A 14,225-nucleotide genomic window follows, 5' to 3' on the forward strand; every position below is an offset into this window, starting at 1 on the left:
AGTCTATCTGTTCCCAAAATATAGTTCATAATTTATCCTTCTCCTTTGGTATAATATAGATTAATTATACCAAAATTGACAGATTATTAATAGTTTTTTATAGGTTTTCGCACAGCCTGCCGGGGGTAACAAAACGAAAACGGGCACCCAAAGGTGTCCGTTCATTATATATATTTATCTTTGTTATATCTTAATGACAAGGTGAATATATTAATTTGTACATGTTTTTAAATTTTAGGGAGATGATTATTATAATAAAAAAAATATCAATTATTATTTCAGCAGCTATTATTACTATTTGTTTATCAAGCCAAGTGTATGCAAAAGACAATTACAACATAAAAAGAATAACTGGTGAAAATCGATATGAAACTTCAGCTAACATTTCAATTGAATTCAACAATAGCACAGTACAAAATGTAATTATAGCAAGTGGAAATAATTTTCCCGATGCATTATCAGGAAGTGTACTTTCTAAGAAATTAAATGCTCCTATTTTATTAGTAGACAAAACAATTGAGACAAGCTCTAACTCAATAAACTACATAAAAAACCATCTAACTAAGGGCGGTACAATTTATATACTTGGTGGAAATAGCTCTGTAAATGAAAGTTTTTCAGAACACTTTAAATCATTAGACTACAATGTAAAAAGATTAGGAGGGAGCAATAGATTTGATACAAATAAAACAATTGTCAGTTTCATTAATGTGGAAAAAGGCACACCAGTAATTGCAGTTAATGGATATGGATTTGCAGATGCTTTAAGCATTTCAAGCATTGCTGCATCAAAAGGATATCCAATATTAATGATTAATAAAATAAATTTGCCTAGCGAAAGTAAGGATATGCTAAAAAAAATCCAGCCATCTAAAGTATTTGTAATAGGTGGTGAAGGATCACTAAATAATTCTATTATAGATGAATTGAAAAATGGGGTACCTTCCTTAGATAATAGCAGTATAGTAAGGATTAGTGGAAGTAATAGATATGAAACCTCATTAAATATATGTAAATATTTTAATTTGGACACAGATTCTGCGGTAGTTGTAAGTGGAAAAAGTTTTCCGGATGCCTTATCCGGTAGTGCACTAGCCGCAAAATTAAATGCACCAATTATACTTACAGATGGCAGCAATATAATACAGCAGAAAAGATATCTAGACAGCACTAATTATTTAAATTTAATTTTACTAGGTGGAAAAAGTTCAGTAAGTACGGCAGCAGAAGATATATTAAACGGAAAAGAAACTCAATTGTTTTATGTAAGTAAAGGGTATAAAAAAGATGGCAAAAAATATATTGAAGGATATTTTGATAAATTTGTTACTGATTTAAACGAAGCTAGAGATTATGAAAAAAGAACTGGAAATTTTGTAATTTGCAATGATAGAGATGGAACAGGTGATTACTTATCAGATGATGGTTTTGACATGCCTATAAGTAGCACTGTTACTCTAGAAGTTGATGATAATGTTAATATTAGTGAAATAGATTTTGATAGTGAAGGAAATATTCTAAATGTTAATAAGGATTTCAATAGTATAATTATTGGTAAATATAAAGATAGACCAATTTTTGATATAACTCTTAAAGATTATGCAGTAACAGAAATGCATCAAGAATATAGACCTTAAAGTCTTAAAGGTACAGATACTTTAACTATAAAGCGAAGTAAAACGGACATCCAAAGGGCGTCCGTTCATTATATTATGGTTCTATCCTATTATCTTTAAGGTTCAATGGTGTACATAGCCACTTCATTAATCTCACGATTTGTAGCTATAAGTATATCTTTATTATCTTTTATATAATGATATACATTGGCCGGTCCACAACTCGTGTCAATATTTTCGCATTGTATCTTTCCCTTTTGCGCATCATACGTAAGTGCAAACAGAGATTTTTTACCTTGTCTATGTCCAATTACAATAGAAGGCTTTCCACATAAATCCCCTCCATAAAGAGCATGGGTAAATTCTACGGGTTCCGGATGTACATACATTTCTTTGTAAATTCCTTCTGTCTTTTTATATATTCGTACACTCTCGCCATGAAAAGGTGCAAGCACAGCCAATTCCATTTCTCCATCACTATCAATATCTACTAGTACAGCATCACTTGAAGGAGTATTTAACAGCTGCACAATTTCCCATTCTGCGTCTTCTGCCACTGGAGGTAAAAACTGAAAAACTCCATTTTCGGAGGAAATTACAGCTGTCTCTATACCCTCTTCCACTACTTTATAATATCCGTGATTCTTTAGCATCCCGTCCTTTATTACAGTTAACTTAAGCTGATTATCCTCATTAAAGTTGCTTAAATCATTGGGAAGTTTAGCCGCATATACCTTTCCAGGGCTTGACCAGTCATCTTTATATTCATGACCTGATTTTAAAGTACAGGCTATTAAAAATATATTACCATTTCTCTTGATCAAGTCGAATCTGTGGACATGATGCAGATTTACTAGTGTTTTAATACTCCATTTCCCATCCGTGCCTGGTGTTACTATTACAATTTTCGCTTCTTTTGAATCATTGGGTGAGAAAAACTTATGGGTTGCCAAAAACTGTCCATTAGTTCCGGGTACCTGAACCATGGTCATAGCACCTCCAGGTTCATTCCACACAGTCTCAATTTCATTTCCATCTGAATCAAACAGTATACATCGGTCAACTTTTTCAGCTGCTACTAAAAAACAATTTTCGTCCTTATATTTTAAAGGAGCTATCGAATAGCATTTTGTTAAATTTGCAATAATCTTTTTATTAATTTTCATATTTTCCACCCCATCTAAGATATTTATATTATTTTTGACCATAATAAGCATTTTCACCATGTTTTCTTAAAAAATGCTTGTCCAGAAGATTGTTATCAATGGATTCTAGTTCCTTATTTAAATGAATACTTCTATAAGCCATTTTTGCAACCTCTTCCATTACAATAGCATTATGTACTGCATCCATAGCATCTTTTCCCCATGCAAATGGGCCATGATTATTTACTACTACACCCGGCATGAATTCCGGATTAATTCCTTTAAATGTCTCTACAATTACCTTGCCAGTTTCATATTCATACCTTCCCTTAATTTCTTCTTGTGTCATTTTTCTAGTACAAGGAATACTTCCATAAAAATAATCCGCCTGTGTTGTTCCAAAACAAGGTATATCTCTTCCAGCCTGCGCCCAGCTTGTTGCCCAGCTTGAATGGGTGTGAACTATACCACCAATTTCCTTGAACTTTTTATAGAGCAATATATGTGTATCTGTATCTGATGAAGGATTTAAATTGCCTTCCACTATTTTACCCTCAAGATCTAGCACTACCATATCTTCTAATTTCATTTCTTCGTAGGAAACTCCACTTGGTTTTATTACAATTAATCCACTTTCTCTATCAATAGCACTTACATTTCCCCAAGTAAAAGTTACAAGCCCTTTTTTAGGAAGCTCTAAATTAGCCTCTAATACCTTTTGTTTAAGCTCTTCTAGCATTATCCATCCCACCTTCAATCATTTTTCCCTTAATAAACATTCTTGCATTATAAATATCGTGTGTAGCTTCTTCTTTCGTAATACTCTTGCTATTATCAGCCCACATTTCTATTAAAAAAGGTCCTTGATAATTTAACTGCTTTAATTTTTTAAAAATTGAAGCAAATTTCACAATTCCCTCTCCAAAAGGAACCTCTTTAAATACTCCTATCTTTGTTTCTTTTACATGAATTGCAACAGTGTGTGGAAGTCCAAGCTCTAGTTCCGCTTCAACATCACTACCCCAGGCACTTAAATTACCTATATCAGGGTATATTTTAAACCAAGGCGAATTAAAATTAGTTATATATGGCATTGCTCTTAAAATAGTGCTTATAAATTTTGTATCCATTATTTCAAGCGCAAGCATTACGCCTGCTTTACTTGCCATTGCTATTGATTTTTCCATTCCTTCTATAAATAGTGCTTTTGTAGTTTCATCCTCTTCTTCATAATATACATCGTAGGCCGCTAATTGAATTGTACGTATTCCTAAGTCCACGGAAAGTTCAATTGCTTTTTTCATAATATCAAAGGCTCTTTTGCGGGTATCTTCATTTTTACTTCCAAAAGGAAATCTTCTATGACCACTTAAGCACATACTTGGTATTAACACCCCTGTTGTACTTATAAGATTCTTTAATTGTTCCCTTTCCTCCTTGGTCCAATCAAGTCTAGCTAATTTTTCATCTGTTTCATCTATTGAAATTTCTAAATAATCAAACCCAGCTTCTTTTGCTGACATGAGCTTTTCTTCCCAGGAAAAACTAGAAGGTAAAGCTTTTTCATAAATGCCAATGGGAGCTCTATCTAAATCATACATCTTATGTACCCCCTCAAAAATTAAGAATTGTATCTGCTTTTTATTAGTACTATTCTATACAATATATCATCTTATTTTTTCTTGGTCAACATATTCTCAAATAATGCACATATGTTCACACCCATTGTTAAGCCCTATAAAATCTAGGTTATTGTCTTTTAACTATTAAAGTATTATAATCTCTTTATAAGTATATGTTCACTTGTAATGATTTTGAGTGTGGTATTGAAAATGTTCCCACTTTAAAGATAAATGATAACTTGGAAAGGAGTTTTAATTATGAATGAATATGAAAATATGAACGATAACGAAAAGAATTGCCTTTTAGCTAGTGTAGCCAGTCTTTATTATGAAGAGGAAATGACTCAATCACAAATTGCTGAACGTTTGTTCACTTCTCGTTCTAAGATTTCGAGATTATTAAAAGAAGCAAGAGAAAAAAAAGTAGTAGAGATAATCATAAAAGAGCCTTGGGAAAGATTAACGGAAATTGAAAACGAATTTATGAAAAGATTCAAGCTAAAGCATATTAGAATTATTAACACAAAGGGGTCCTCCACTGAATTAACACTAATTAAACTAGGTGAAATTGCAGCCTATTATATTGATAGTAAAATAGATAAGAACACCATCCTTGGTATATCTTGGGGCAACACTATATATAATACTGTTCAAAGTCTTAACTCCAGCAAAAACATTCCACTTACTGTAGTTCAAATAATGGGAGCTGCACTAAAAGATAAGCCTGAAATAGACGGAATAGATCTGGTAAAACAATTTGCAAACACCTATGGTGGAAAATATCACTACTTATTAGCTCCACTTTTTGTACAGGATAAAGACATGAAAGAGAAGCTTATACGAGACCCATTTATATCAGACACACTTTCTCTTGCTAGAAGAGCTTCCATTATATTAACAAGTGTAGGATCTATAGATTCTACCATCTCAAATACAGCCTGGAGCAAATATATAGATAGTTATACTCAATATGCTCTCCAATCAAATGGTGCTGTAGGTCACATTGGTGGACACTTCTACGATATAAATGGTGTACCCGTTAAGTCTGAATTAGATAACACTATGATAGGAATAGATTTAGAAGACTTTTATAATGCACCAAATGTTATTTGCGTTGCAGGTTCTAAGGATAAATCAAAAGCTATCCTTGGGGCAATAAGAGGTAAATATGTACACACTCTAATTATAGATGATACTGCTGCCTTAAAAATATTAGAATTAGATGATGAAAAATAGAAAGATAGCGTCTTTCTATTTTTTTATAGGCTTACCAATGTTTTTATTGCACATATGTGCAATAGTTAATCATTTGTTGACACATTGCACATAAATTGTTATTATAAATACAAACATACTATTAACACTTATTTAAGAAAGGACGTGAATAGAAATTAATACTAATATTATACTTACCGAAAACATTAGTTTAAAGGCCAAAGCTAAAGATTGGAAAGAGGCTATGAGGCTTTCAGGTAAACTGCTGGTTAACTCTAACTACATTACTGATGGTTACATTGACTTAACAATTAAAACCGTTGAAGATTTTGGTCCCTACATTGTAATAATACCAGGGCTTGCATTATCTCATTCCAGACCAGATGTAACCGTTTTGAAAACTGGTATCAGTTTGCTTACTTTATCAGAACCTATTCACTTTAATTGTGAAAATGATCCTGTAGACATAGTTATAACACTTGCAGCAGTAAACGATACAGATCACATTGGTTTACTTTCTAAATTGTGCGATTATCTATCAGAAGATAAAAATTTAGACTTTATTAGAAACTCCACAGACCCAGAAGAAATGGCAAGAGAATTAAATCAGTTTTAATTGGAATAATAATTAAATTATACAAGGGGGCAAATTAGTGGATATTAATAGTTTTGCAAACAGTGGATGGTTTAAAGTGTTTTCAGACAACATTCTCACCAAGCCGGAATATTTTATCTCTTTGATTGTATTAATTTGTTATTTGTTTTTAAGAAGACCACTATATGAGACTTTTTCAGGCACAATGAAATGTATCATTGGCATAATGATTTGGAACGTAGGTGCAGGCGGACTTGTTAGTACCTTTAGACCTATTCTTGCAGGATTAAATGATCGTTTCAACATGAATGCTGCAGTTATTGATCCATATTTTGGCCTAGCAGCTGCAAATAAGAGTTTAGGCAATTTAGCTTCCATGGTCATGATTGCACTTATGTTTGCTTTCATATGGAACCTACTCTTAGTAGCCTTTGGTAAGATAACAAAAATAAGAACTCTTTTCCTCACAGGTCATATTATGCTTCAGCAAGCAACAACAGCAACTTTTATTGTATTCTTCGCATTACCTGCTTATGCTAATGCAACTGGAGCTATTATAGTAGGAATACTTGTTGGTACTTATCAAGCTGTATTTTCAAATCTAACAGTAGAAGCTTGTAACAACCTTACAGACAATGCTGGTTTTGCCATTGGGCATCAACAGATGGGCGCAGTATGGCTAACAGATAAAATTGCTGGCAAAATAGGAAATAAAGATAAAAATCTTGATAACATAAAGTTACCTAAATTTCTTTCAATATTCAATGATAATGTTGTTACAGCTGGTACTTTGATGTTAGTTTTCTTTGGTATCATTATGCTAGTTCTTGGCGAACCATACATGAGACTTTTAGAAAATCCAATTGGTAAAGCTGCTTCTGGAAACTTCGCACCAACCTTATCCTTTGCAGCTTATATAGTAAATCGATCATTAACATTTTCAGTTTATCTATTTATACTTATGAGTGGTGTTAGAATGTTCGTATCAGAACTTACAACAGCTTTCCAAGGTATTTCCGATAAATTTATACCAGGATTAACTCCTGCTGTTGATTGCGCAGCTACTTATGGATTCGGTGCAAAAAACGCAGTTGTATACGGTTTTGTATTTGGAGCTATTGGTCAATTTATAGCAATAGCAGGACTTCTTGTATTCCATTCTCCTGTTATGATAATCACCGGTTTTGTACCAGTATTCTTTGATAATGCAACTCTTGCGGTATTTGCAAATAAACGTGGTGGTGTACGTGCCGCTACAATAATACCAATATGTTGTGGAATGCTTCAAGTCCTGGGTGGTGCATTTGCAGTATGGTTCTTTAAGGCTGGAGTACAAAATCCTCTTTCTGGAGGATGGCATGGTAACATTGATTGGGATACTATATGGCCTGCATTTGGAGTTTTTGCAAATACCTTTAAACTATTTGGTGTATTTGCTCTAATTGTGGCAATGCTAGTTATTCCTCAAATGCAATATCGTAAAAACAAAGCAAATTACTTTACACAAACAGATGAAAATTTAGATGCTTAAAAATAGATAATTTTAAAAGGAGAGATTTATATGAAAGTATTAGCAGCTTGTGGAAATGGAATGGGTTCAAGTCAAATGATTAAAATGAAGATCATCAAAGTTTTCAAGAAACTTCAAATTGAAGTTGATGTGGATCATCTTAGTGTTGGCGAGGCAAAATCCGTTATATCTTCTTATGATATGGTTTTTGTATCTGAATCACTAGTATCAAATTTTTCAAATGCTCGTAGTAAAACTAAAATTATAGGTCTTAGAAATCTTTTATCAGAGGTAGAAATCGAAGGTAAAATTAAAGCAGCTTTGAATTTAGAATAAAATAAATAAGGGTAAGGTGATAACATGTCTAAAATAGATGAAATAACTAAAGAATCATGGGTACTCAGTACTTTCCCCCAATGGGGAACATGGCTAAACGAAGAAATAGAAAGAGAAGTTGTGTCACCTAATACTTTTGCAATGTGGTGGTTAGGTTGTACAGGCCTTTGGGTGAAATCTGAAGGAAATGCCAACATTTGTATTGATTTATGGTGTGGGACAGGAAAGCGAACTATGAGTAATCCACTTATGAAACCAGAACATCAAATGGCAAGAATGTCTGGTGCTAAGAAGTTACAACCAAATCTTAGAGTTGCACCATTTGTCTTAGATCCATTTGCTATTAAACATATTGATGCAGTAGTCGCAACTCATGATCACAATGATCACATTGATATAAATGTTGCAACTGCAGTTATGAAAAATTGTGATGCTTCTGTACCTTTTATAGGACCAAAAACCTGTGTTGATCTTTGGATTAGCTGGGGAGTACCGGCCGATCGTTGCATAATTGTAAAACCTGGAGATGTAGTTAAAATTAAAGATACAGAGCTTATAGCACTGGAATCCTTTGACCGTACTGCCTTAATTACAGTTCCAAAAGGTGTTACGCTAGCTGGTAAAATGCCTGGAAACATTGATGACAGAGCAGTAAATTACATTATAAAAACTCCTGCTGGAAGCATATATCATAGCGGCGATTCGCATTACTCAAACTATTATGCAAAACACGGCAATGATTACAAAATAGATGTGGCACTTGGTTCTTTTGGTGAAAATCCTAGAGGCATAACTGATAAAATGACTTCCTCAGACATACTTAGGATGGCAGAAGCTTTAAACACTAAAGTTATAATTCCCTTCCATCATGATATATGGTCTAACTTCCAAGCAGACACTGAAGAAATAAATGTACTTTTTGAAATGAGAAAAGACAGATTACAATATAAATTCCTTCCATACATCTGGCAGGTAGGCGGCAAATTTGTTTACCCTGATGATAAAGACAAACGTGAGTATCATTATCCTCGTGGTTTTGATGACTGTTTTGAAGGAGATATAGATTTACCATATAATTGTTTCCTTTAAAAATTACAAATTACAAAAAAAGCATCTGGATATCCAGATGTTTTTTTTATATATCCACTTTTATTGTGTGATTTATACAGTTATGATAAAATATTTAATAATGGAAAAAATATATAAAACATATAAGGAGAATATATGAAGAAATTCAATGAGAAAGATACTATATTTGCAAGAATGAATTATAAGCAGGGAAGCGAGATTTATAAAGATTATTATAGTAATAACCCTCATTTAAAGGAAGTGGATGATTCATTAAGGAGCTTACCTCCTATGGGCAGCGAAGGTTCAGTGATGTTTAATAAAATAAACTCACCAATAGTAGATGCTTCTTTTAAATATTTATATGATATAAGAAAACTTAGCGAAGGCCCAGTAACCCCCGAGAAAACTCCCATAGATCCACATGTTATGACAGAAAGAATTAAGGGACTCGCTAAGTTTTATGGTGCAAAATTAATTGGTATAGCTGAAATGAAAGATTACCATTATTATTCACATAGGGGAAGGCATGAAGAAAACTATGGCGAGGAAATCATTAAAAAACATAAGTATGGAATTGTATTTGCAGTACCTATGGATACTGAAATGATTATGAGAGCACCAAAATTACCAGAATCAATAGCTGTTGTAAAAGGATATGTGGAGTCAGCAACTATTGGGATGTTACTTTCATATTATATTAGAGAGCTAGGTTATGATGCTAGAAATCATATGGATGGTAATTATTTAGTAGTAGCACCGCTGGTAGCAAGAGATGCAGGACTAGGCGAATTTGGAAGAAACGGACTACTTATAACTAAAGAATATGGTTCCTGTGTTAGGCTTGGAATAGTAACCACAGATATGCCCCTTATACCAGACGCACAAGAAAATTTTGGTGTTGTAGAATTTTGCCTTGATTGTGGAAGATGTGCAAAGACATGTCCCGGAAAATCAATATCTAAGACAGAAATGAAAGAAGAAGATGGTGTACTAAGATGGAAGATAAATGCTGAAGAGTGCTATAGACGATGGAGGAGTTTAGGGACTGATTGTGGTTTATGTATAGCTAATTGTCCATTTACTTATGGTATATCAAAAGATTTGATTTCTAATATTAAATCTTCCTCAGAAGTTAGACAAAATATTTTAAAAGACTTTGATGAAAAGTATGGCATACGACCAATTATAAGAGAAGAAGTTGAATGGTTAAAAGATGCAGGTCACCCCAAGGGGTGACCTGCATCTGATTTACCCCCGGGGGGTTGCCTATCAGAAAGTGTTGCAAATTCAACAAAACATCATATACTAGAGCATATAGTTTTATATTATATTATCAATTAAAAATGAGGTGAAATAATTGAAGAATGAAGAGCGATTTATACTTGGAATGAAAATATCTAAATTAACAATAATTATTAATATCTTATTATCCGCCATTAAATTATTTGCTGGTGTTTTAGGTAGAAGTGGAGCTATGATTGCGGATTCAATACACTCACTTTCTGATGTGCTAAGTACAATAGCTGTAATGGTGGGATTAAAATTAGCTAAACAACCTGCCGATGAAGATCATCCATATGGTCATGAAAAAATGGAACCTGTTATGGCTAAGATACTTGCAAGCATATTGTTAATTACTGCACTACTAATTGGATTCAATGGTATTAAGAGTATTATAAATGGCACAACCATAATTCCGGCAAAAATTGCTATGTATGCAGCTATACTTTCTATAATAGTTAAAGAGTGGATGTATAGATATACTGCTAATGCTGCTAAAAAAATTGACAGTTCCGCTCTTATGGCAGATGCTTGGCATCATAGATCCGATGCATTTTCATCTATTGGAACATTAATTGGAGTTGTAGGAGCTAGATTGGGTTATCCAATATTAGATCCAATTGCATCCCTTGTGATATGTATTTTAATAACTAAAGTAGCTATAGACATTTATAAACAAGCTATTGATCAATTAGTTGATCACTGCGCTGATGCAAAAACTATTGAAAATATAAAAAATGAAATAACAAAAATAATTGGTGTTCTAAATATAGATGAGTTAAAGACTAGAGTAAGCGGTAATAGGTTATATGTAGATGTAGAAATATGTGTTAATAGAAATTTATCCGTTTGTGAAGGTCATGAAATTGCAGAAAATGTTCATAATACTATAGAAAATCTAGACCATAGGATTAAACATTGCATGGTCCATGTTAATCCTGGCATTTATTTACCCCCCAAGGGTGACCTCCACTTTTAAATATTAATCAGTATTAAAGCTAAAATAACTATTAAAATAGCAACTTTATTCTTTTTTGATAACTTCTCCTTATATAAAAGCATTTCACCCAAACTTATAAAGATTATACTGCCTGCACTATATATAGGAAAAGCTATAGATGTGGGCATAAAGCTTAAAGCCATTATAAGAAAGTATGAAGAGAATAAATTTGGTATACCAACTAAAAAGCCTACAATTAAGTCCCTCTTCATTACTTTTGCTCTTGATTTTATAACAAAATATAAACTAAGAAAAAAAGCTATAACAAATATAAAGAATAAGAACACATTCTTATATTCTGTTAGGGCATATTGTTGAAATAACTTATTTTGAAATTCTGCCATTCCTCCAAATAAGAATAACAATATTAAAGTTAAGTTTATATGTATATCGCCGTTCTCACCTTTATTTGAAGAAAAGTTCACAAAAACAATTGAAAATAAAGCCATAAAAATTCCAATCCATTGTACAATTTCAGGGATTTCTTTCCAAATAATAACTGAGAATATCATTGGGACTAAAATTCCCAACTTTCCAAATGTACCTGAAATCGCCGCTCCATTTGCCCCTACACTCTTTTGATAATAAACAAATGATAAAAAAAAGAATATTCCACCTATAAGTCCAAGCAATATTGCCCATGTAAAACTGGCACCTTCTGAAAATGCACCATTATTTTTTAATATAACTTTTGTAAACTCCTGCGCAAAATTAGTTAGAGAAGTATTAATTCCATAAATTTTTATAGGTGATTGAAATAGTATCATAAATAAGCTTACCGTAAATGCGGTAAAATAATTTGCACTGGTAACTGCATACCTATTCATTTCATTTCCCTCACTATATTTAAAAATAAGTGCAATAGATGAACTACATATTATAGCTAAAAATAAATAAATCATTTGCGGTATCCTTTCATAAAAAATAGTTTATTTGTCTTAAAGTTTTACTTTCAAGTGACTAATTCAAAAGCTATTAGCAATTTTATAATTCGATTTTATAACATACAGCACACTACATAGTTGAACGGGCACCCAAAGGGTATCAGTTCACTATACTAGAATCCACCATTCTTCACCTTCATTAAATAACTCAATTGCTTTATCGTCAATATTACATTTATATCTGATTGCATTGTTAAAAAGCTTCATACTTCTAATTGGATCCTTTATTTCAAACTCTTCATCATTGTAAGTCAATTCAAAAGGGATATTCCATCCATTACTATCAGACTTACTCTGAACCACAACTAACATTTTTTCATTCTTATTTCCCCAAGACATTATATCAAACTCCTTTGTTAATTTTATATTTCCTTAGTACCATTATAATACACTTTAAATATATTAGCTAAATATGTATTTGTTAATATAATTTACTAAAAGTTGATAAGGTTTTATATATACATTTATCTTTGTTTTTTTCCCGATGGATATTTACCACCACTCTTCCAAGCATTGCGTCCAGAAAGTTTTACCGTAACCTCAGCCCCATCACTGGAAACAGCTGTAAATTCAGTACCCTCTGGAATCTTCACATTATTTGATGCCCCATCCATATTTATTGGTTCTAATTTGGCAGTCAGAATATTCACTTCATCATAAATAATTGTCGTTTTATCAACATATGGAAGATGTTGTACCATCAATTGATTTTGTACCATCAATCCTCGGAGACCAAATGATTACCACTAAAACAAGTGAAATTATTTCCATTTAAATATGACAATTACAATCACCTTTATAGCTGAACCTGAATATTATTATAATGAAAGGTGGCGTTATTCATGGATCATAGTGAAAAGTATACTGGGAGCAAAGAAGATTTCTATTTTTTTTTAAAGGATGAAGTTATAAGACTATTTACGGATAAACTCAAAATAGACGGGACTCGTGTTTTAATACCAGATAATGAGCAATTAGATTACAAATTTAAAATTGATAGTGATATTAATTATGGTGTTTTGACAATCGAAGTTAAGTGGGGAGAAAAGCAACCTAACCCATCTAACAAATTAAATCAATATAAATATGAAGAATTAGATGAAAACTCTGATGGTATGGTGATAACTACCGATATAAGCTTTAATTAGCCTATATAAAAATTATTATAACAAATAGGCTTTGGGAAACTTCAAACCAATATTAGTGTTATACTTAGCAACCAGAGATTGACCATTTCCCTTCAATTTCTGGAATGGGGTCGTACCCCGTTACATAATAGTTATTTATGTAAATTTTTATATATATAGCTCAATCCTGGAGTGAATATACTGCTCTAATATGGAATACACTTCTGTTTTTCATGTTTTTAAATATAGGAATAAGAAAAATTGTTATATATCAAATAATCGAAAAGCCTAGCAATTATGCTAAGCTCTTCTCTATTTTACAGGTATCTGTGTGATTTATAACAATAGTTAATATCTCTTATTTATCGCTTAAAGCTTTTTTAAGGGCTTTAATTTCATTTTGGTGTATTTGCTTATTTTTGCTATCTCTCTTTTTATCATCCATAACTAATTGGGCCTGTAATGTTTTAATTTGTCGCTTTATTTCATCTTTATCTTTTGGCATTTCTAATTTTGACATTTATTTGACCTCCTTCAAAAAATCTTATATATACCTATTCTTCATTTGAGTATTGTTTCCTTCTAAATAATTGTTTTTTATTAAATAAATATAAATGAGTAAAATTAAATCCATTGATAAAAACCCCCGGCAGGCTGTGCGAAAACCTATAAAAAACTATTAATAATCTGTCAATTTTGGTATAATTAATCTATATTATACCAAAGGAGAAGGATAAATTATGAACTATATTTTGGGAACAGA

16 protein-coding genes are annotated in these 14,225 nt (G+C 32.2%); 9 read left to right on the forward strand and 7 right to left on the reverse strand.

Annotated elements, in window-relative coordinates:
* Window positions 1-242 precede the first annotated feature (242 nt).
* Window positions 243-1,637 carry a cell wall-binding repeat-containing protein gene (locus ACREVU_RS08125; RefSeq protein ID WP_431551109.1) on the forward strand — a complete coding sequence of 465 codons (1,395 nt, stop codon included), beginning with the start codon at window positions 243-245 and terminating at the stop codon, window positions 1,635-1,637.
* 95 nt (window positions 1,638-1,732) lie between these two features.
* On the opposite strand, the gene ACREVU_RS08130 is transcribed toward ACREVU_RS08125, so the two are convergent.
* From ACREVU_RS08130 to ACREVU_RS08140, 3 genes are read right to left on the reverse strand one after another with little or no spacing between them, the layout of a single operon-like run.
* Window positions 1,733-2,782 (reverse strand): hypothetical protein, encoded by a 1,050-nt coding sequence (locus ACREVU_RS08130; protein WP_431551110.1) that lies wholly within the window; start codon window positions 2,780-2,782, stop codon window positions 1,733-1,735.
* Between the two features lie 28 nt (window positions 2,783-2,810).
* Entirely contained in the window at window positions 2,811-3,500 is a 690-nt protein-coding gene (gene araD, locus ACREVU_RS08135; RefSeq protein WP_431551111.1) for an L-ribulose-5-phosphate 4-epimerase, read from the reverse strand.
* Window positions 3,484-4,362, reverse strand: a complete 879-nt coding sequence (locus ACREVU_RS08140; RefSeq protein WP_431551112.1) for an L-ribulose-5-phosphate 3-epimerase — start codon at window positions 4,360-4,362, stop codon at window positions 3,484-3,486. Before ACREVU_RS08140 ends, araD begins: the two co-directional genes overlap by 17 nt.
* A gap of 279 nt (window positions 4,363-4,641) precedes the next feature.
* Here ACREVU_RS08140 and ACREVU_RS08145 point away from each other — a divergent pair, with 279 nt between their 5' ends.
* From ACREVU_RS08145 to ACREVU_RS08175, 7 genes are all read left to right on the forward strand, one after another.
* The gene (locus ACREVU_RS08145) at window positions 4,642-5,619 is read left to right on the forward strand and encodes a sugar-binding transcriptional regulator (protein ID WP_431551113.1); all 978 of its coding nucleotides are present in this window, start codon (window positions 4,642-4,644) and stop codon (window positions 5,617-5,619) included.
* A 184-nt stretch (window positions 5,620-5,803) separates the two neighbouring features.
* Window positions 5,804-6,214: a PTS sugar transporter subunit IIA gene (locus ACREVU_RS08150; RefSeq protein ID WP_431551124.1), complete on the forward strand. Its 411-nt coding sequence runs from the start codon at window positions 5,804-5,806 to the stop codon at window positions 6,212-6,214.
* Window positions 6,215-6,251: 37 nt separating this feature from the next.
* Window positions 6,252-7,724, forward strand: a complete 1,473-nt coding sequence (locus ACREVU_RS08155) for a PTS sugar transporter subunit IIC (protein WP_431551114.1) — start codon at window positions 6,252-6,254, stop codon at window positions 7,722-7,724.
* Between the two features lie 30 nt (window positions 7,725-7,754).
* On the forward strand, window positions 7,755-8,039 hold the full coding sequence (locus ACREVU_RS08160) for a PTS sugar transporter subunit IIB (protein ID WP_431551115.1): 285 nt from the start codon (window positions 7,755-7,757) through the stop codon (window positions 8,037-8,039).
* A 24-nt stretch (window positions 8,040-8,063) separates the two neighbouring features.
* A complete protein-coding gene (ulaG, locus tag ACREVU_RS08165) occupies window positions 8,064-9,128 on the forward strand; it encodes an L-ascorbate 6-phosphate lactonase (protein ID WP_431551116.1) in 1,065 nt (354 codons plus the stop codon).
* Window positions 9,129-9,263: 135 nt separating this feature from the next.
* A complete protein-coding gene (locus ACREVU_RS08170) occupies window positions 9,264-10,346 on the forward strand; it encodes a 4Fe-4S dicluster domain-containing protein (protein WP_431551117.1) in 1,083 nt (360 codons plus the stop codon).
* Between the two features lie 121 nt (window positions 10,347-10,467).
* Window positions 10,468-11,370 carry a cation diffusion facilitator family transporter gene (locus tag ACREVU_RS08175; protein ID WP_431551118.1) on the forward strand — a complete coding sequence of 301 codons (903 nt, stop codon included), beginning with the start codon at window positions 10,468-10,470 and terminating at the stop codon, window positions 11,368-11,370.
* Here the strand turns inward: ACREVU_RS08175 and ACREVU_RS08180 are convergent.
* The 3 genes from ACREVU_RS08180 to ACREVU_RS08190 form a co-directional block, all read right to left on the reverse strand.
* A complete protein-coding gene (locus ACREVU_RS08180) occupies window positions 11,367-12,293 on the reverse strand; it encodes an SMR family transporter (protein ID WP_431551119.1) in 927 nt (308 codons plus the stop codon). The two genes, ACREVU_RS08175 and ACREVU_RS08180, sit on opposite strands and share 4 nt — an antisense overlap.
* 150 nt (window positions 12,294-12,443) lie before the next feature.
* Window positions 12,444-12,674 carry a hypothetical protein gene (locus ACREVU_RS08185; protein ID WP_431551120.1) on the reverse strand — a complete coding sequence of 77 codons (231 nt, stop codon included), beginning with the start codon at window positions 12,672-12,674 and terminating at the stop codon, window positions 12,444-12,446.
* Between the two features lie 125 nt (window positions 12,675-12,799).
* The gene (locus tag ACREVU_RS08190; RefSeq protein WP_431551121.1) at window positions 12,800-13,057 is read right to left on the reverse strand and encodes a hypothetical protein; all 258 of its coding nucleotides are present in this window, start codon (window positions 13,055-13,057) and stop codon (window positions 12,800-12,802) included.
* A 120-nt stretch (window positions 13,058-13,177) separates the two neighbouring features.
* Between ACREVU_RS08190 and ACREVU_RS08195 the strand changes: the two genes are divergently transcribed.
* A complete protein-coding gene (locus tag ACREVU_RS08195; protein WP_431551122.1) occupies window positions 13,178-13,483 on the forward strand; it encodes a hypothetical protein in 306 nt (101 codons plus the stop codon).
* A gap of 337 nt (window positions 13,484-13,820) precedes the next feature.
* On the opposite strand, the gene ACREVU_RS08200 is transcribed toward ACREVU_RS08195, so the two are convergent.
* Window positions 13,821-13,982, reverse strand: coding sequence for a hypothetical protein (locus ACREVU_RS08200; protein ID WP_431551123.1), 162 nt, complete (start codon window positions 13,980-13,982; stop codon window positions 13,821-13,823).
* Window positions 13,983-14,225: the final 243 nt, after the last annotated feature.

This window comes from Clostridium sp., assembly GCF_050717535.1.
Lineage (GTDB): Bacteria > Bacillota > Clostridia > Clostridiales > Clostridiaceae > Clostridium_AD.

Excerpts from the sequence above, each read along its gene's own strand:
- ACREVU_RS08160 (WP_431551115.1), top strand. The coding sequence starts at position 7,755 with ATGAAAGTATTAGCAGCTTGTGGAAATGGAATGGGTTCAAGTCAAATG.
- ACREVU_RS08195 (WP_431551122.1), top strand. The coding sequence starts at position 13,178 with ATGGATCATAGTGAAAAGTATACTGGGAGCAAAGAAGATTTCTATTTT.
- ACREVU_RS08130 (WP_431551110.1), bottom strand. The coding sequence starts at position 2,782 with ATGAAAATTAATAAAAAGATTATTGCAAATTTAACAAAATGCTATTCG.
- ulaG (WP_431551116.1), top strand. The coding sequence starts at position 8,064 with ATGTCTAAAATAGATGAAATAACTAAAGAATCATGGGTACTCAGTACT.
- ACREVU_RS08200 (WP_431551123.1), bottom strand. The coding sequence starts at position 13,982 with ATGTCAAAATTAGAAATGCCAAAAGATAAAGATGAAATAAAGCGACAA.
- ACREVU_RS08140 (WP_431551112.1), bottom strand. The coding sequence starts at position 4,362 with ATGTATGATTTAGATAGAGCTCCCATTGGCATTTATGAAAAAGCTTTA.
- ACREVU_RS08145 (WP_431551113.1), top strand. The coding sequence starts at position 4,642 with ATGAATGAATATGAAAATATGAACGATAACGAAAAGAATTGCCTTTTA.
- araD (WP_431551111.1), bottom strand. The coding sequence starts at position 3,500 with ATGCTAGAAGAGCTTAAACAAAAGGTATTAGAGGCTAATTTAGAGCTT.
- ACREVU_RS08125 (WP_431551109.1), top strand. The coding sequence starts at position 243 with ATGATTATTATAATAAAAAAAATATCAATTATTATTTCAGCAGCTATT.
- ACREVU_RS08180 (WP_431551119.1), bottom strand. The coding sequence starts at position 12,293 with ATGATTTATTTATTTTTAGCTATAATATGTAGTTCATCTATTGCACTT.
- ACREVU_RS08170 (WP_431551117.1), top strand. The coding sequence starts at position 9,264 with ATGAAGAAATTCAATGAGAAAGATACTATATTTGCAAGAATGAATTAT.
- ACREVU_RS08185 (WP_431551120.1), bottom strand. The coding sequence starts at position 12,674 with ATGTCTTGGGGAAATAAGAATGAAAAAATGTTAGTTGTGGTTCAGAGT.